Origin of the sequence: Bradyrhizobium sp. NBAIM14 (assembly GCF_020193895.1) — a bacterium.
In the GTDB taxonomy this organism is placed as follows: domain Bacteria; phylum Pseudomonadota; class Alphaproteobacteria; order Rhizobiales; family Xanthobacteraceae; genus Bradyrhizobium; species Bradyrhizobium yuanmingense.
The window spans coordinates 1-16,239 of sequence record NZ_JADYVQ010000023.1; the positions used below are offsets into that span (position 1 = coordinate 1).

Genomic DNA, 16,239 nt, shown 5'->3' on the forward strand with positions numbered 1-16,239 from the left:
TGACGATGCTCAGAACGAAGGTGTAGCCCGCGAACAGCGCGATCTGGAGTATCGATGGCCCCCAGGCGCCCAGATACATGTCACCCACCGACTTTCCGAGTTGGTCCGCGAGCACGATCAAAACCAGGGAGGGAGGCACCAGTTGGGTTATGGTGCCGGACGCTGCGAGCACGCCGGTGATGTAGCGCACGTTGTAGCCGTAGCGGATCATGACCGGCATCGAGATCAACGCCATCGCGATGACCTGCGCCGCCACTGTGCCTGTGATGGCCCCGAGGATGAAGCCGACGATGATCACGGAATAGCCGAGACCGCCGCGAACGGGGCCAAACAGCTGCCCCATCGAATCCAGCATGTCCTCTGCGAGGCCACATCGTTCGAGGATCGCGCCCATGAAGGTGAAGAATGGGATCGCCAGCAGCAGCTCGTTGCCCAGAACGCTGCCGTAGATTCGCTCCGGGATGGCCTGGAGGAAGCTGAACCCGAAAAATCCCAGGTGGATTGCCAGGAATCCGAACGAAAGGCCGAGGGCGGCCAGCGTAAATGCGACCGGAAAGCCGATCAGCATCGCCAGGACTAGGCCGCCGAACATCAGCGGCGGCATCATCTCGATCGTGATCATTGGGTCGGCCGTTCGTATTTCGCATCGATGGTGGCTTCACCGCGCAAGGCGGCCGCGCGCTTGATGACCTCCGAGATACCCTGCAAAGCCACCATGAAGAATCCGGCCGGCAGGACGAACTTGATCGGCCACCGCAGAAGGCCACCTGCATTGTTGGACATTTCGCCGATGACGAACGAGTTGTAGAACATCGCCCAAGACAGGTAGCTGAGGAGCAGGCAGGCAGGCACGAGGAAGACCAATGTCCCGATCAGGTCCAGCCACAGCTGGCCGCGTTCGGAGAGCATGAGATAAAGGATCTCGACGCGGACGTGCTCGTTGCGCTTGAAGGTGTAGGACGCGCCGAACATCACGATGACGGCGAACATATACCACTGCGTCTCTAGCCAGCTGTTCGAGCTGTAGCTAAACGCATACCGGATCATCGCATTGACAGCACTCACGACACAGGCCGCGAGCACCAGAATATTGCAGACGTTGCCGACCTTTTCGTTCAGCCAGTCGATAGCCGTACTCATCGCCAACAATGGGCGCATCGATGCCTTGTCCCGCTCACTGAGTACTATCCCCCAGGCGAACAGAAACATGGCGCGGCATCAGCTGCCTGCCACGTCTGCGCGGGAGCTAGTCCATCCCTCCTGATGCTTCCGCCCGTTATTGTTGTCGGTTTTCGGCAAGACATGTTCAGGTCTCACCCGCCGCGTGAAGCAGGGCCACCTTTACCGTCGGCAAATTCCCGGTCAACAGGAAAATGGACAGTTTGCCGCAGCAATGTCTAAGTTAGCGTCACTAGGCTTAATTGGGTTGACGTTCGGGGCTTGCCGGCGAGGCGACCGGCGGAGGATAACCTCCAGCGAGATATCACTGCTCCAGAGGAGGATTTCGTGATCGGCGCATTCCTGGTCGTCTTGTCGATCGCTCTCCTCTGGGTTTTCCTGCCTCGCAACGGGCAGTCACATCGGTGGATGGAGCTGCCATTCTTTGAGACTGGAGTCCCCCTGGTGATCATCATGGCCTTCTCAACTGGTCTGACGATGGTGATCGACCGCATCTTCTGACCGGTGTCGGCTATCGAGGCGCGCCTAACCCTCGACGTCGTACTGCCTGCAGAGGTGATCCCCAATCTGGACCAGCATGGCAACGCATTCAGGATAGCCCGGCCGATCAGAGGTCGCCTGATCAGCGCTGGCCCGAAACTCCCAGGATTTCCCGTCGCGGAGGATGGAAATCGTCATTCCATCGGACAGTCGGCGTGAACCTTCAATTCAGCCTTCGCCATGGCGATGAGTTCGCTTTCAGATTTTACGGGCTTGCTCATTTCGTTGGCCCTTGCTTACCTAGCGAACAACGCCGGCCGCATCATCGCCGTCGGGCATCACCCAGTCGAGGGCTAGTAAGCAAGCTTCGAGCAGAACAAAAGCAATGAGGCCGCCAACCAAACCGAAAAACACGAGGGAAAAAGTCCCCAGTAGAAGTGCACAGAAGATATCTGCAAGTACCTTCGAAGTGCGATCGGACTGGGTCTGGCTGGCTGTGAAGTACGGCATCTCATCCTCCGGAATTGACGCCAATTTATCCACATCAGTCCCCGGCCGTCTATTCCAAACGGCGGCTTAGCGGGTCCAACTAAGCCATCAATCGACAAAGGCCGCTCTCGGCAGCTCCACACTCCAACTCTCGGAAGCGCACCACGTGCCTATTTAGGCAAGTACCCACGGGCCACAAGCCGACGTTCTTGCCTGGGCTTCACGCAGCCATCTCAGGGGAATGCGCGGGCAAGCTCCGTTACACATGCCGCCGTGTTCGCAGAGGCTCCTTGAGCTCGCAAATTGCGGTGTGCTTTCCTGACTGCGCGCACAGGTCGCGGTGCCCATAGGTATCAAATTGTGTCAAAAGGCAAAAATGCCGCATGACACGCCTCTCATCGCCACCATCGTCACTGGACTTGGACTAGCCTTCGTACTTGGAACCATTGCCCAGCGATTCCGCGTGCCGCCGTTGGTCGGCTATCTCCTCGCGGGTGTCGCGGTCGGCCCCTTCACGCCGGGTTATGTCGCCGACCAAGCGCTTGCCACCGAGCTTTCCGAACTCGGCATCATCTTGCTCATGTTCGGCGTCGGGCTGCATTTTTCGCTACAGGATCTGATGAGTGTCCGCAACATCGCCGTGCCAGGTGCGGTCGTGCAGATCGCGGCCGCGACGGTGATGGGGCTTGGTCTTGCCGTTCTGATGGGCTGGAGCATTGGCGCCGGTCTCGTGTTTGGATTGGCCTTATCGGTGGCCAGCACCGTGGTCCTTCTTCGGGCTATTCAAGAGCGGCGATTGATGGAAACGGACCGAGGCCGCATCGCCGTTGGATGGCTCATCGTTGAGGACCTCGCAATGGTACTCGTGCTGGTGCTGTTTCCGGCGATCGCGAGCCTGCAAGGTGATTCGGATGGCAAACCTGCTTTCGATCCGCTCGCTGCGCAGCTGCGCCTCGGTTTGACCGGCGTCATGATGCTGACGGTGGTCAAGATCGTTGTGTTCATCGGACTAATGCTGGTGGTCGGACGCCGGCTCATCCCGGCGGTTCTGCACTACATTGCGCATACGGGCTCGCGCGAACTGTTCCGCCTGGGTGTGCTTGCGATTGCGTTGGGCGTCGCGTTCGGAGCTTCGAAGCTCTTCGGCGTCTCGCTTGCACTGGGCGCCTTCTTCGCTGGCATGATGCTACGGGAATCTCCGCTCAGCGCACGCGCCGCGCAGGACTCGCTCCCCCTGCGCGACGCCTTTGCGGTGCTGTTCTTTGTCTCCGTGGGCATGATGTTTGACCCTCTTAGCGTCATCCGCGAGCCCTGGCCGTTGCTCGCGACGCTTGCGATCATTATGCTCGGCAAGTCAGCCGCGGCATTCCTGATCGTGATCCTGTTCCGGCATCCAGTCCCGACCGCGTTGACGATTTCGGCGAGCCTGTCGCAAATCGGCGAGTTCTCCTTCATCCTTGCCGAGCTCGGTGTCGCCTCGCAGGTTCTGCCGAAGGAGGGCCGTGACCTGATCATGGCGGGCGCGATCCTTTCGATCATGCTCAATCCGCTGATGTTCGCGGCCGTGAGCTGGTTCGCGCCGCGTTTCGAGCCGCGCACGGACAAGCCGAAGGCCACGGCCGCCGTGCCCCAGCCTGTCCGCATGACGGACCTAACCGACCACACGATCGTAATCGGCTACGGCCGCGTCGGTGCGCTGGTTGGCGATGCTCTAATGCAGCGGAAAAGGCCTTTTCTCGTTGCCGAAGTCGGAGAGCGCGTCCTCGAGAAGTTGAAGCAGAGCGGCATCGAAACCGTCATGGGCAACGCCGCGAAACCCGAAATTCTCAGTGCGACCAACCTTTCCCGGGCGAAGCATCTGGTGATCGCGATCCCCGAAGCGTTCGAGGCGGGACAGATCGTGCAGCAGGCGCGTGCGGCCAATCCGGACATCCAGATCATCGCGCGGGCACATGCGGATGAGGAGGTCGCTCACTTAAAGGGACTGGGCGCGGATGTCGTGATCATGGGTGAGCGCGAAATCGCCCGCGGTATGATCCAGGAGCTGGAGAAGAGATATCCAGATGCTGGACAAGCTCCCCGTAACGTGGTGGCCGACTAGCACTGGCAGGTAGATTAAGCCATGTCAGCAATGGGTCAGAAGCATCGATTTGACGTTTGGCTGCAAACTTCCGGTCAGCCCTTGTGAGCCGACATGCGGGGGGACCGCGTCGACGGAAGCGTTGGGCCAATCGCTGGCATTGTAGTCGGCGCAATGCCTGGGCTTGCGATTCCGGAAGAAGCCTTCATCTCGGTAAAGCTCTGAGCGAGAGACCTGAGGCGCGCGGCGACCTACAGCTCTCCGGGCGCAACTTCCGCTCCGGTTCATAGGCCGGCCCCCGCGGCTCCGCTTTGGAACGGCCCTTGGGCCATTCCGAATCGATGCGAAGAAGGGGATCAGGCCTTGGCCTTGACCGGGAGCCGAAAGGGCGCCCCCAACCGGTTGAACGCGTTCATGGCCGCGATCGTGATCGTGAGGTCCACGAGATCCTTTGGCGCGAAAGCCGCGCTTGCGGCCGCATAGGCCTCGTCGGAGGCGTGCGTCTCGCTGACGAGCGTAACTTCCTCCGCCCATGCGAGGGCAGCCCGGTACTTGTCGGGAAACAGGTGGGGCACCTCGGCCCAGACTGGAACGAGGGCGACTTTTTCAAATGACATCGTGGCCAAGAGGTCCCGGGTGTGCAGGTCAATGCAGTGCGCACAGCCGTTGATCTGCGAAACCCGCAGGAAGACGAGGTGGATCAGTTCGTGGGGCAGGTCGGTATCCGTGGTGATGTAGTGATGGATGCTGAAGAGCGCCTTTGCACCGTGGGGTGCCACTTCGTTCCAGACCAGCCGCTTGTTCTCGCTCATGACGTGCCTCGTTGTTCGGAACGCCGGAGATTCGACGCTCGGAGCCATGACGGGCCAAGCGGTCAGGGTGTGACATGGCACTCGGCGGTTCCATTCAAAGCGGCCGATGTCACATCCACGCAGGTCCGATCGTCTTATTCTCGGGTTCGGGATGCGCGAGCGACGGTGACAGCGGATATGATCTGCGAGGAAACTGGGCGGATGGAGGCGATGGACGATCAGCGGACCACCGAGTTCGAAGCGGAGCGCAGGCGCCTGACACGCTTGGCCTATCGGATGATGGGCTCGCTCACCGAGGCGGAGGACGTCGTTCAGGACGCATGGCTACGGTGGGTCGGGGTGGAGGGTGGCGTCGATTCGCCTCCCGGCTATCTGACCCGCATTGTCACACGCCTGTGCCTCGACCGACGCCGCTCCGCGCGGGCGCGCCGGGAAACCTACGTCGGCCCCTGGCTGCCAGATCCTCTCGTGGGTTCCGTGGACCCGAACGAGACGGTCGCCGACGACGTCACGGTCACGTTGATGCTGGCCCTTGAGCGCCTGTCGCCTCTTGAGCGGGCCGCTTTCCTTCTCCACGACGTCTTTGACGTGCCGCTGACCGAAGTGGCCATCACCATCGGCCGCGAGCCGGCAGCTGTTCGTCAGCTCGCGGCGCGCGCCCGCAAGCACGTGCAGGCCGCACGTCCCCGCTTTGACGTCGAACCCGCGGATGCGGATCGGATCACCCGAGCTTTCTTCGCCGCAGCACGCGACGGGGACGTGGCGGCGCTTTCGGCGCTGCTGGCAAGGAACGTCGAGATCCATACCGATGGCGGCGGCAAGGTCCTTGCTTTCCGCAATGTCATTCGGGGGGTCGAGCGGGCCCTGCGCCTTTTTGCGAGGCAGCGGCGCAAATACGTCGTACCGCCGAAGCTGCTTCGTGTCGTCACCATCGACGGCCTGCCAGGCTACGTTAGCCTCGATGGAAGCGGCGTACTGCAGACGACTGCGCTCGACATCCGCGAGGACGGGATCACCGCGATCTACATCGTCAAAAACCCGGACAAGCTGTCGCACTTAGCGACAGAAATGGACTTTCCAGCTCGCATCTCGCCGATACCGCCAGATTCATGAACTGCCCGAGTGACTGCGGCAACGTGGAGAATCGTTCGATGGGCTGCATATGAGGCTCGCCCACGGTCGACGTCCGCTCCGGGTCACTAGCGGCGGTCGAGGCAAGCGCAGCCCCGCGTGCGGTCCACCGCCGATAGCCGACATCACAATGGCCTCAGCCCCGTTCGGCTGAGGGCCAGAACGAGACATTGCCGGCGGTCAGCGAGTGGGCGTCCGGGGTGTTGGCTCGTTCCGGCGGTGTGACAAATCTTCCCGCACCGCTGCATCGTTCTAACTTTGCAAGATCAAATTCTCGCCAACTGCAGCGCAGCCTCAACGCCGCCTTCCAGGATCTGCTCTGCCTGGATGGTGTCGGGGACGGCCCGCGCGAACTGGAGGGTGCCCACCATGAGACCGAAGATGGCGGTCGCGCGACGGCGGCTCGCTGCAGAGTCGGCACCTGGGAGTAGTGCAGCCAGTGACGAAACGTAGCTTCGCAGCGCTTTCTCGTAGTCCTGCCGAGTGGACAGGGGCTGGCGGGCGACTTCCGGGAGCAACGCCGCCGAAGGGCACCCGTTCGCCGGGTCTTCGAGGTGAGCGCGGTTGAGGTATCTCCGGATCGCGCCCTCAAGGGCTAGGCCCGTCCGCCGATCCTCATCGAGGCGATGTTGTTGGTCGCTGAGCGCGCTCGCCAGCGCCTCGCGAACGAGTGCGTCTTTAGACTCGAAGTGCGGAGAGAATGCGCCTTTGGTCAGACCGGCCTCGCCCATGATCCCGGCGATCCCGGCGGCGGAGATACCGTCCTGGCGTATGCACTTCGAGGCTACATCGATGATGTGTCGTCGCGTCGCTGCCTTGTGTCCTTTCTCGAAACGCATCTTCTCTCCACTCCATCAATATCCGTTAAGCTGCGGCCGCTTCCAATAGGACCTGGAGGTCGCGATCAAGTTGCTGGGCAACTGCATTCACATGTTCGCTGCCAAACTGACTGAACAGGGATGCCGGCCGATCATATTCAAACGCGACACCGCCATCTTCATTCTCGCGCAGAAGGACGCGAATGGGTGCATAGAGCCCCGCCGACAATCGATGGCGGGTCATCTTGGATGCGGTGAGCGGATTTCCGATATCAAACTGGATGGATCGGCGTGTCAGCCCAGCAACAGCTAGGAGCGCGCCGTGGTCACGCTGCCCGAAAATAGTGAGCGGCGGACATGCCTCCAACTCTCGAAGCGCGCGCTCACTTTCACCGTATCGCAAGAGAGTGAATATCCCGTCATCGATGCGTGGCGCCAAGGTCGCGAGCTTGGCTCCAACGTCCTCGAAGGGCTTTGTTGAGCGGATGGTAACGTGCTCGACCGGAATGGCACGCGTTGAGTGCAGTGCATTGGACATCTGGTGATCCTCTAATCTTTAGTCGCTGTCTGCAGGACCCCTTCGCCCCGCGATGCAACCATGACACTAGGTTGAACCGGACTTGGCACCCAAGATGCCTTCGATACCGCGGGCAAGGTTTAGAAGCCGCTGATCACTTCTTAGGGGGCCATCCAGTTCGAGCCCAATCGGCAGCCCGGCGCGAGACAGGCCGACAGGAAGGCTGATAGCGGGCAGTCCCACGCTGCTTGCCGACACGGTGTGGTTCGCCAGAGCGAGGTAGCTGACGTTCTGCCCCGCGATGTGGACGGTCGCCTGTTCCCCGATCGAAGGCGCCGTGCAGGGCGTGGTCGGTTGCAGAATGGCCAACGCCCCATGAGCGACGAACGCCGTGTCGAGGCGACGCTGAATTTCCGGCCGACTCACGTTGAGCGCTACCTGATAGGCCTCTGCGGAGGTAGCACCTGCACCACCTGGCAATACGATGTGCTCCCACGCCTGCCGAAGCTGAGGCTTAAGGCTTTCGTAAATGGCCTCAAACGTCGTTGGAAGCGCGTGGCGCCGAAGAAACTCCGAAATCGCGCCCATCGTCTCATGAGCGAAGATGCCCCATGTAGCCGATTGGACGAGGGAATTGAAGTCGTGGCCAAGGTCAATTTCCACCACCTCGGCGCCGGCGTCCTGCAGTTGCCGCACCACCGCACGGAATCGGGACTCGACTTCGGGGTCAACCAGATCCAGGAACTGTCGCGGGGCGAAGGCAAGCCGGACTCCCTTCAAGCCGTAGTCGCCCTCTGGGGACTCCGCAGCCTGTTCGCCAGTCACGACGTCGTCAACCAGAATGCAGTCCTCAACGCTTCGGGCAAATACGCCCGTTGTGTCGAGTGTATGGGAGATCGGAGCAACACCGTTGCGCGGCCAACGCCCCGTGGTCGGCTTGAAGCCCACAACTCCACAGAACGATGCGGGCACCCGGATGGACCCCACGGTGTCACCGCCCAAGGACGCGGGAACGAGTCCAGCAGCCACGGATGCGGCGGAGCCGCTTGAGGAGCCCCCTGACATGTGATCCCGCGCGTGCGGATTCTTCACCTGACCATAACGCGCGTTGTGACCGGTCAAGCCGTAAGACATCTCGACAAGATTGTTCTTGCCGAAGATCAACGCGCCCGCCTCCCTAATGGCCCGGACAGCGTCGGCATCTTCGCGCGGCACAAAATGAGCCAGACTTTCGATTCCCAGACTAGTTGGTAGCCCTTTCGTCAAATAACTGTCCTTCACCCCAAGCGGCATGCCAAGGAGCGGGGCCGCCAATCCGGCCGCACGCAACTTGTCTGCGGCCCTCGCGGCCGCCAGCACCTCCGCCTCGTTGATGATGATGAAGGCGTTCAGTTCGGCAAGCGCTCGGGCGCGCTGCAAAAGGGCCGCGGTGTAGCCCTCGGAGGTGATGTCGCCGTTGCGAACCGCTGCTGCAGCGGCTGCGAGCCCAAGCGAGCTGACATCTGCGGTTTGTCGTGATGAGGCAGTGGTCGTGTCGTCCATGAAATCCTCGTCAGGAGCTGTTTGGCGGCACCCAGCCGCCGCCCAAGAGCGGTCCAGCTCAATGCCATTACGGTCATAATATAAAATTACGAGCGTAATTCAATGAAGACGGCGATTTGCTAGGGACACAAGCGCGTGAAGTGCCGATGGACGATTGCGGGCAATGATTGGTTCAGCGACTTCTGCATTGGGTCATGAACAACAAGACTCACTCTGAGCACAATAGGTCCGCTATCGGGTGCACAGCGACCAGTTGAGCTTGCGCCCCGAACCATGATTCAAGCCCTCCACGTCATCAGGGGCTCGAATCATGCGCTACGAACTCGCGGACCATGAATGGACCGCCATCAAACCGATGTTGCCGAACAAGCCGCGTGGCGTCCCTCGGGTGAACGACAGACGGGTCCTAAACGGCATTTTCTGGGTCCTGCGATCAGGAGCGCCTTGGCGTGATCTACCTACGGCGTTTGGCCCGTACACCACTTGCTACAACCGCTTCGTCAGGTGGCGGCGGGCCGGTGTCTGGGGCCGCATCATAGAAGCGCTTGCCACTGCCCATGATGCCGCTGTCCAGATGATCGATACCTCTATTGTCCGCGTGCATCAGCATGGAGCCTGCATCACAAGAAACCAACGCCAATCGATGGGAAGGTCCCGCGGCGGCTTGACGAGCAAAATACATGCCGTGGTCGATAGCAATGGTTTGCCGGTACGCCTCGCGGTGAGCCCAGGTGAGGCGCATGACGTTCGACTTGCCGGAAAACTGCTCTCTCGTCTGAAATCCGGGTCAATGCTGCTTGCCGACCGAGGCTATGACGCGGATTGGATCAGGGACCTTGCCATGAAGAAGGGCGCGTGGGCCAACATTCCACCGAAAAGCAACCGCAGCGCTCCGATCTGCTTCAGCCCCTATCTCTATCGTGCCCGCAACCAGGTCGAGCGGTTCTTCAACAGGATCAAACAATGTCGTCGGGTGGCCACGCGCTACGACAGGCTGGCCGCCAACTATCTTGCCTTCGTTCAGCTCGCGTCAATAAGGCTATGGCTGCGTCTTTATGAGTCCGCGTCCTAGTGGCGTCTCAGCTTACAACGAGGCGCGTAGATTTTCACTCTGCCGAGCGGCTTGTAGTTCGCTGCGGAGCGCTCGGCTCTCAAGTACAGCCAAGCGGAGATGGGCAATGGCTACAACAACCCACGAAGAAACGCACACGGTTCATGTCTCGCCGATTGCGACTTTGGCGCGGGCAAGAAGCGTATTTGTCATTCCTAGAGAGAAGCCTGTCTAAGCGGCGCCAGCCTTCTTCGCGCTCTCATCCGCCGCGCAGGACGCGATCGCATCCTGATTCGCGGGACCGCCGCAGCATCGGGAGGCGCCGGCAGGGCCATCGACCCCACCGCGCGTGCAGACGCCGGTCTCAGGCAGCTCGAGCTGGACGCGCCCGGCGGCCTCTCTGTCTCCCGCGATGCCGGCAGCGATAGAGCGGACCTGTTCGTAGCCGGGGATCATCAGAAAGTCGGGGGCGCGGCCGGACACCTTAATGCCCGCGAAGTAGAAGCCGCGATCATTCTGGCCCCCCTGTCAATCTTTGACCCACATCAGACACGCACGTCAGTGTGTTCCAAGGCCTGGAGTGTCGACAGCATGTTTGGGAAGTGCGCTCGTCAAGCAGACCACCGTCTGTTCAACCGCCCAAGAACAGCTCGTTACGGTGCCTTGGCATCGCGTGCCAGCCGCTGCGCCTTTAAGCGCTCGCGATTTTCCTGGAAGGACCGCTGCGCCTTTGCGTAGTCGGTCGCTGGGGTCAGCGGCTCGCGAGCTTTGAATGCTTTGTTGGCCTCGCGAATGGCCCGATCGCGGGCGAACTCTCTTTCTCTCATCATCTCTCAAACTCCAATTGAGCGGCGGCGCTTAGGCGCCATTCACGCTCGGTTATCGCTCGCCGCGGTCAGCAGATCGACTTGCCTTTCGGCGGTCGACGCGAACGCGGCTAAACTCTTCAGGCCCGTCAAGCAGGTGTCGCTTGCTCGCAGCTTTAACGTCGGCGGTCATGTTGGCACTGATCATATCGTCTATCGTCTCGCCGGCCATCTTGCGGGCGCGCCGCTCTTGCCTGTGTCCGGATGGGTCCGCTTCTTTCACCTTGAGACCACTTTCGACCAGCTCACACACCGCCTGCGACAAGGTGAGCCTCTCGGCTTGGCGCTCCGCCCACTTGACGATCGCCGCTCGCAGCAGAGGTGTCGGCCGAAAGACCATTGAGGCGGCGCGATTGCTACGGCTCTTCAATTTCGCGCTCATCTGCACCGCAGGTTTGTGGTGGGAGGTGGGATGGTCGGCGTCGCTTTACGTACCAGGGACAACAGGTGGCGCCTGCATCGGTTCCTCAACGTGGAGGGACGGACTGGCGCACTGAAGGACAGCTGAGCCTCGCACGCGCTCGCAATGCGCCAAGCCGGGTGAGCTGCTCGTTCGCCTACAACATCGGCAGCTTGATCAAGCCGTCTTCGATCTGGCCAAGCGCGAACCGCTCGCGGGCTAGTTGCTCGAACCGCTTGCGGTGCTTGTGCAGATAGTTGAAAGCCTGATTTTGCGACGCGAAGTTGGTCTGAAGGCGGCACATCTGCCGCACCGTGCCGATGGCCAGCACAAAGGTGACAGAATGTCCGTTACGCGAGTTGACTTCGGGAGCGATCCGCACATCGTTCAGCATATGCCGTCTTCCACCTTTTGACGAAGCCCTGACTTCTATCGGTGCTGATAGCGGCTGAACTCGGCAGCGCTATCCAGCATTCCCTTTGCTGCGCTTCTTCTTTGGTGGCGGCAGAGCTGTCCGCGCACTCGCTTCCTCCAACAGCCTGGCTTCCCGCAACGCGCGAAGCCGCTGCATGTTCAGACGGACTTCGACGGCCCGGCGGTTCGCATCTGCCAGAGCTTGCGCGCCTTCCTCCCGGGCCACACGCTGCCGGTTGGCGCGCGCGACGCTATCAGGGGAAGGCTCGCCCGTCCTCTTGCCAGTCATGTCTCATCCAATCGAAGCGTGCAACGCCCGCTCAACCCTGTGATCGAGCGGGCCGCACTGCCGTCTCAGTACATCCGTGAAACGGCGCTACGATATCAAGCCAGCGAGAGGTTCTCAGCGCTGACCTTGCCTCGCATCTTGTCGGTCTTGATCTCGAAAGCGACCTTCTGACCCTCTCCGAGTCCGGAAAGACCAGCGCGTTCGACAGCGCTGATGTGAACGAACACATCGTTGCCGCCGTCGTTCGGCTGAATGAAACCGAAGCCCTTTTGGCCATTGAACCACTTAACAGTACCTGTCGTCATTTTCTTCTCCAAAGCGCGCAAGCGCGTGCCGCGTGACAATCACACGGTGATCTTCAACTTCGTCGATGTCTTTGGAAAAGGAGCCCGCGGGCGCATTCAACAAGGCACAGCGGCTAATCGAACAACTCCTAATATACATCACTTTTCGGATTCTGCAAGGTGGGAAGCCATTTTGTTTTCGTCCGGCCCTTTCTGGCTTTCCGGTGTCCGTAGGTCTTCATGAAGGCCTTCTTGATTGACAGCGGTCAATTAAAGTGGGCACGTTGATGTCACCAGGCTGCATCGCTGCTGCAAGCAGATCAGCACGTCAACTCCGTGACGAATGTCGCCGCCGCTATCCTCAAAATCGCAATGAAGCTCCTGCGCATTTGGCTGCATGCAGGAAGTACCGCATTTGCAGCCACAAGGGAGGACAATCGATTGCAGGTACTTGTCAGAGACAACAATGTTGAGCAGGCCCTTCGTGTTCTCAAGAAGAAGATGCAACGCGAGGGCGTGTTCCGCGAGATGAAGCAGCGGCGCTCCTACGAAAAGCCGTCGGAGAGAAAAACCCGCGAGAAATCGGAAGCTGTTCGTCGAGCGCGCAAGCTCGCCCGCAAGCAGGCGATTAGGGAAGGACTGCTGCCCGCGCCGCCGAAAAAGAAGCCTTTCGAGCGCAAGCCGCCCTTGCCAGAGGTCAAAGCACGCGTTTCTACGACCTGAAATCGATGCCTCGCAGCACGATGCCCGGTGGCGTGCCTTCGAACTCCGTCGCGCGATATTTGCTTGCGGCACATGCTTCGATACGATCCCGCAGGCGGGTGAACTGGGCTTCGCGCTGCTCGGGTCTGACTTGCGGCCCGCCCTCGAGATGGTCCATCGCCGAGGTCGAGATCGCGCAGGGAACCTCTTTGGCTCCATCGTGCATCGAGAACCGAACAATCATCCGGTCGTATTCGTGGCCGATGAAGCGGCCGCTGGTTAGTGTCATGGCTTACTCCGTTAGGCTGATCGTGCGTCGGCATTATCGCGCGCTCAAATCACCGCCCGCGACGGCGCCGCTTCCCGTCGCGCCGGATGGCACGGGTCGCTATGCAGGCAGCGCTCGTTCGCCTCAGTCCTCCCCCGACAACCGGACGAAATCGTCGAACAGTGCTGCCACTAGCGCGCGGTGGCGCGTGTCCTCGGGGGGCAGGCTTGCAGCATAGAGGTTGAGAAGATACCGCGCTTTGGCTGCGGCCTCGGGCCACGACGCGGCCGCCACTGTCAGCAGGCGGTTCTCCAGATCGGCCTCGCGCTCGCGCAGCTCGCGGACATTGTTCTCGACCTCGGCCAGCGCTCGGCGCAAATCGGTCGCTTTCTGCGCGGCCATGCCGCGATGCTTGTCGAGATCGACAGTGTGGTCAGTCATTGGTGACACCCGCATCCCGGTTGGGCCCTGCGGACACAAGCCATTCGATGCCGCGGATGCGGAAAGAATGCCCGAACGCGATGGTTTTGCCGCGAGCGGATAGTCATGCACGCTTGCCCTTCGCAGTGAAGTTGATGCCGACCGGGACGACCATGCTCCCATGGTCCGACAATAGCCAGCACTATCCTCATCCCGCGGTAAACGACCTCGTCACGACGCGACCGTCGCCTGCGACGCATTTAGCGCTCGCTAAAGGCGCCGCGGGGGCGTAGGGTCGCTGCCATCACCGCACTTCTCAACGGCTTCGACCGGTGACTGAGGGTCACGTGTGCTCCCGCCGAAGGATTCGCAGGAGCGTTCGATGCAGCGTTTTCGCTTTTCGGAATGGATCGTGCCGCCGGTGATCGTTCCGTTGTTCCTACTGCTTCTCGTGTGCGGAGCCGCTGTCCTCAATGGTTAGGGCAACCCGGGTGCCGTATCTGGTCAGTGGGACCAACGAATACGGCAGCTCCAATCTCGGGCGTGGCAGTGCATCAGTCGCGCTGCGGCTCGCCAGAAGATTTCTGCGTGAAGGCTACATGGACGTCAGGGTCTGCACTCCGCGGGGCCGCGTGCTGCAGTCGGATGAACTCGACGAACTCAAACCACCAAAGGAGAGCGACATGGCGAAGGGACAGCAACGCGGCAATCGCGAAGCCAAGAAACCGAAAAAGGAAAAGGTCAAGGTGATCGCCGCAGCGCCGAGCCGCAAGGAAGCGGCTTGGCAGCCTGATTTCGGGCCTGCAAAGAAGAAGTAGCATAGAGCCGAGCAGACGAATCCTATCTCGCTAGTCAGGCGAGCGGATCACTGAACTCATTGCCCACGCCCCCTTCAATGGCTCCGATCGCAGGTCAACCTTTAGGCGACACCGTATTTTTGGGCGTCTATCGGCTCGGCGGCGATCCGGACTCAGAAAATAGGAACGGCTCGTCGAGGACTCGCGTTGGCCCTGCCATTGGTACTCTGCCCAAGAAAAGTAAATGCAGAGGCAGCGCTGTATTGTATTGGGGGCTTTGTTCTCGATCGCAGTGATCGCGGGGATCTGCGCTGTGGCTCTGCCGAAAGCTTCGTTTGACCATGGAGGCGTGCCGCACACCGATCCATCTATTGCTTCTGGAGTCTGAGAACAGCCCATACATGCGGAACGAGCGCTAGGTACTCTAGATCCTCCTCGCCCACGCACTCTCCGTGTTTGCCGTCGTTTCTCCGGTCACCAAACCTATGCGTACGGCGGCACGTTCACGAGGGTCCCAATCAGACGGAGGAGGGCCTGGTGCTCCGGTCCTTTCGGCTCGCTGCGCAAAAAATCGCCGAGTTCGATGTGCGTCAGTCGACCGCCAGAAGGTGCATTTGGCTGATGAATGACGAAAGCCTGGCCATTGGCGGGCTCGCGCCCGAGAAACCAGGCATCGCCGTTGGTACTTCGATAGAGCTCACGTCGTTCGCTCATCTGAGGCTCCCTGTAGGGCTAGTTTTGTAATCATCCGGCCTTCCCGAACCGTTTTCGTTGTTGCCGATGGCGGATCACACCAGGGGACACATTTCAGGTAAGGCCGATTCCTCTGCTTACCTCGCGGACTTCTCCCGGCGCGAGGCCGCCGGTTAAGGGGAGTGCCGCAGCTTCGTCGCATCCGCCGAACCATCCACGATCGATCACTTTGGCAGTCCACCCCTCTGGGATGGCATCCAAGACCAGTTGAACGGCCTCTTCCTCCGTACCGGCCGCTAACCAAAACCGGCACTCGCCATCGTCAGTAATGACCCGAAGAAGATGCGCTTCCATGCATGTGAACAGGCTGACGCATGCTTGGTTGCTATCCACGCGCTTGCTCGCGCGGCAGCGCCCGCTGTCCTAAACCAACGCCACAACACGTCATCAGGAGGGGGGATGCCTTGAGCTATTTGAGGTTCGGCAGACGCATCACGAACCATTGCGAGAATGCGCTCCTTAACTCTGCGATGTCCATCTCTTCAGGGAGATCGACCATGTTTGATCCTACCCTCCCGAGCTGAATTGCGAGGCTTTCTTTTTTAACATATGTTAAAGTAGGGCAGACGGCGGTGATACCGACATGCCTTACGACAAGCAGGCTTTCGCGAGTTACTTGCGACGGAAGCAGGAGCGCCACCGCGCGGCCGAAGACATGACCCGCCGGATGATCAAGCGCTCAGTAAAACAGATTGCCCACTCCAAAGAACTGCTTTCGAAAGAAGTACCGAAGGTTTGGCACCCCGAGGGCCCGGAACACCAGGTATCCCACGTTTGCTCAAAGACCAGCTAACTTGGATCAAGAAATGTCGATTGCTTCTGGAGGGCCACGGGCGAATTAAACCTATGATGTGGCACAACAGCTGCGACGCAGCCATTGTCCGAAACATGATCGACCAACTCTTCGCACGTGCCCAACTCGCCATTGAAGAGAGCCGAAGCCTCCA

20 protein-coding genes and 2 pseudogenes are annotated in these 16,239 nt (G+C 60.4%); 7 read left to right on the top strand and 15 right to left on the bottom strand.

Features of this window, described 5'->3' with window-relative positions; translation table 11 throughout:
• Together I6F28_RS32615 and I6F28_RS32620 are read right to left on the bottom strand one after the other, a co-directional pair.
• The coding region (locus tag I6F28_RS32615; RefSeq protein ID WP_225142962.1) for a TRAP transporter large permease subunit at positions 1–622 on the bottom strand (622 nt) is incomplete at its 3' end.
• Positions 619–1,158 (bottom strand): TRAP transporter small permease subunit, encoded by a 540-nt coding sequence (locus I6F28_RS32620; protein WP_225143057.1) that lies wholly within the window; start codon positions 1,156–1,158, stop codon positions 619–621. The genes I6F28_RS32620 and I6F28_RS32615, both read right to left, overlap by 4 nt.
• 348 nt (positions 1,159–1,506) lie before the next feature.
• Here I6F28_RS32620 and I6F28_RS32625 point away from each other — a divergent pair, with 348 nt between their 5' ends.
• Positions 1,507–1,680 (top strand): hypothetical protein, encoded by a 174-nt coding sequence (locus I6F28_RS32625; protein WP_225142964.1) that lies wholly within the window; start codon positions 1,507–1,509, stop codon positions 1,678–1,680.
• Positions 1,681–1,704: 24 nt separating this feature from the next.
• On the opposite strand, the pseudogene I6F28_RS32630 reads toward I6F28_RS32625, so the two are convergent.
• Together I6F28_RS32630 and I6F28_RS32635 are read right to left on the bottom strand one after the other, a co-directional pair.
• Positions 1,705–1,940 (bottom strand): annotated as a pseudogene (locus I6F28_RS32630) (hypothetical protein).
• A 19-nt stretch (positions 1,941–1,959) separates the two neighbouring features.
• The gene (locus I6F28_RS32635; protein ID WP_225142966.1) at positions 1,960–2,169 is read right to left on the bottom strand and encodes a hypothetical protein; all 210 of its coding nucleotides are present in this window, start codon (positions 2,167–2,169) and stop codon (positions 1,960–1,962) included.
• A gap of 355 nt (positions 2,170–2,524) precedes the next feature.
• Here I6F28_RS32635 and ybaL point away from each other — a divergent pair, with 355 nt between their 5' ends.
• A complete protein-coding gene (gene ybaL, locus I6F28_RS32640) occupies positions 2,525–4,249 on the top strand; it encodes a YbaL family putative K(+) efflux transporter (protein WP_225142968.1) in 1,725 nt (574 codons plus the stop codon).
• Between the two features lie 335 nt (positions 4,250–4,584).
• On the opposite strand, the gene I6F28_RS32645 is transcribed toward ybaL, so the two are convergent.
• Entirely contained in the window at positions 4,585–5,040 is a 456-nt protein-coding gene (locus I6F28_RS32645; RefSeq protein ID WP_225142970.1) for a carboxymuconolactone decarboxylase family protein, read from the bottom strand.
• A 210-nt stretch (positions 5,041–5,250) separates the two neighbouring features.
• Here I6F28_RS32645 and sigJ point away from each other — a divergent pair, with 210 nt between their 5' ends.
• Positions 5,251–6,153, top strand: coding sequence for an RNA polymerase sigma factor SigJ (sigJ, locus tag I6F28_RS32650; RefSeq protein ID WP_225143059.1), 903 nt, complete (start codon positions 5,251–5,253; stop codon positions 6,151–6,153).
• Positions 6,154–6,437: 284 nt separating this feature from the next.
• On the opposite strand, the gene I6F28_RS32655 is transcribed toward sigJ, so the two are convergent.
• The 3 genes from I6F28_RS32655 to I6F28_RS32665 all read right to left on the bottom strand — a co-directional run bounded on the left by I6F28_RS32655 (position 6,438) and on the right by I6F28_RS32665 (position 9,048).
• A complete protein-coding gene (locus tag I6F28_RS32655; protein WP_225142971.1) occupies positions 6,438–7,010 on the bottom strand; it encodes a TetR/AcrR family transcriptional regulator in 573 nt (190 codons plus the stop codon).
• 25 nt (positions 7,011–7,035) lie between these two features.
• Positions 7,036–7,527, bottom strand: coding sequence for a DUF302 domain-containing protein (locus I6F28_RS32660; RefSeq protein ID WP_225142973.1), 492 nt, complete (start codon positions 7,525–7,527; stop codon positions 7,036–7,038).
• A gap of 66 nt (positions 7,528–7,593) precedes the next feature.
• Complete coding sequence (locus tag I6F28_RS32665) at positions 7,594–9,048, bottom strand: amidase family protein (RefSeq protein ID WP_225142975.1); 1,455 nt, start codon at positions 9,046–9,048, stop codon at positions 7,594–7,596.
• A 310-nt stretch (positions 9,049–9,358) separates the two neighbouring features.
• Between I6F28_RS32665 and I6F28_RS32670 the strand changes: the two genes are divergently transcribed.
• Entirely contained in the window at positions 9,359–10,120 is a 762-nt protein-coding gene (locus I6F28_RS32670; RefSeq protein WP_225142977.1) for an IS5 family transposase, read from the top strand.
• Positions 10,121–10,330: 210 nt separating this feature from the next.
• Here the strand turns inward: I6F28_RS32670 and I6F28_RS32675 are convergent.
• The 4 genes and pseudogenes from I6F28_RS32675 to I6F28_RS32695 all read right to left on the bottom strand — a co-directional run.
• Positions 10,331–10,615: pseudogene (locus I6F28_RS32675) on the bottom strand (FAD-dependent oxidoreductase); the annotation flags it as partial.
• 363 nt (positions 10,616–10,978) lie between these two features.
• A complete protein-coding gene (locus tag I6F28_RS32680) occupies positions 10,979–11,347 on the bottom strand; it encodes a hypothetical protein (RefSeq protein ID WP_225142979.1) in 369 nt (122 codons plus the stop codon).
• A 175-nt stretch (positions 11,348–11,522) separates the two neighbouring features.
• Positions 11,523–11,759: a hypothetical protein gene (locus I6F28_RS32685; protein ID WP_225142981.1), complete on the bottom strand. Its 237-nt coding sequence runs from the start codon at positions 11,757–11,759 to the stop codon at positions 11,523–11,525.
• Between the two features lie 404 nt (positions 11,760–12,163).
• Positions 12,164–12,373 (bottom strand): cold-shock protein, encoded by a 210-nt coding sequence (locus tag I6F28_RS32695; RefSeq protein ID WP_080140125.1) that lies wholly within the window; start codon positions 12,371–12,373, stop codon positions 12,164–12,166.
• A 420-nt stretch (positions 12,374–12,793) separates the two neighbouring features.
• On the opposite strand from I6F28_RS32695, the gene rpsU reads away from it, so the two are divergent.
• Positions 12,794–13,075 (top strand): 30S ribosomal protein S21, encoded by a 282-nt coding sequence (rpsU, locus tag I6F28_RS32700; protein ID WP_225143062.1) that lies wholly within the window; start codon positions 12,794–12,796, stop codon positions 13,073–13,075.
• On the opposite strand, the gene I6F28_RS32705 is transcribed toward rpsU, so the two are convergent.
• The gene (locus I6F28_RS32705; protein WP_080140094.1) at positions 13,065–13,343 is read right to left on the bottom strand and encodes a DUF1488 family protein; all 279 of its coding nucleotides are present in this window, start codon (positions 13,341–13,343) and stop codon (positions 13,065–13,067) included. The two genes, rpsU and I6F28_RS32705, sit on opposite strands and share 11 nt — an antisense overlap.
• A gap of 123 nt (positions 13,344–13,466) precedes the next feature.
• Entirely contained in the window at positions 13,467–13,763 is a 297-nt protein-coding gene (locus I6F28_RS32710) for a hypothetical protein (protein WP_128947567.1), read from the bottom strand.
• Positions 13,764–14,233: 470 nt separating this feature from the next.
• Here I6F28_RS32710 and I6F28_RS32715 point away from each other — a divergent pair, with 470 nt between their 5' ends.
• Positions 14,234–14,560, top strand: a complete 327-nt coding sequence (locus I6F28_RS32715; RefSeq protein WP_225142983.1) for a hypothetical protein — start codon at positions 14,234–14,236, stop codon at positions 14,558–14,560.
• A 462-nt stretch (positions 14,561–15,022) separates the two neighbouring features.
• Here the strand turns inward: I6F28_RS32715 and I6F28_RS32720 are convergent, their stop codons facing one another.
• Positions 15,023–15,253, bottom strand: a complete 231-nt coding sequence (locus tag I6F28_RS32720; protein WP_225142985.1) for a hypothetical protein — start codon at positions 15,251–15,253, stop codon at positions 15,023–15,025.
• 622 nt (positions 15,254–15,875) lie between these two features.
• On the opposite strand from I6F28_RS32720, the gene I6F28_RS32725 reads away from it, so the two are divergent.
• Positions 15,876–16,085 (top strand): hypothetical protein, encoded by a 210-nt coding sequence (locus I6F28_RS32725; protein ID WP_225142987.1) that lies wholly within the window; start codon positions 15,876–15,878, stop codon positions 16,083–16,085.
• Positions 16,086–16,239: the final 154 nt, after the last annotated feature.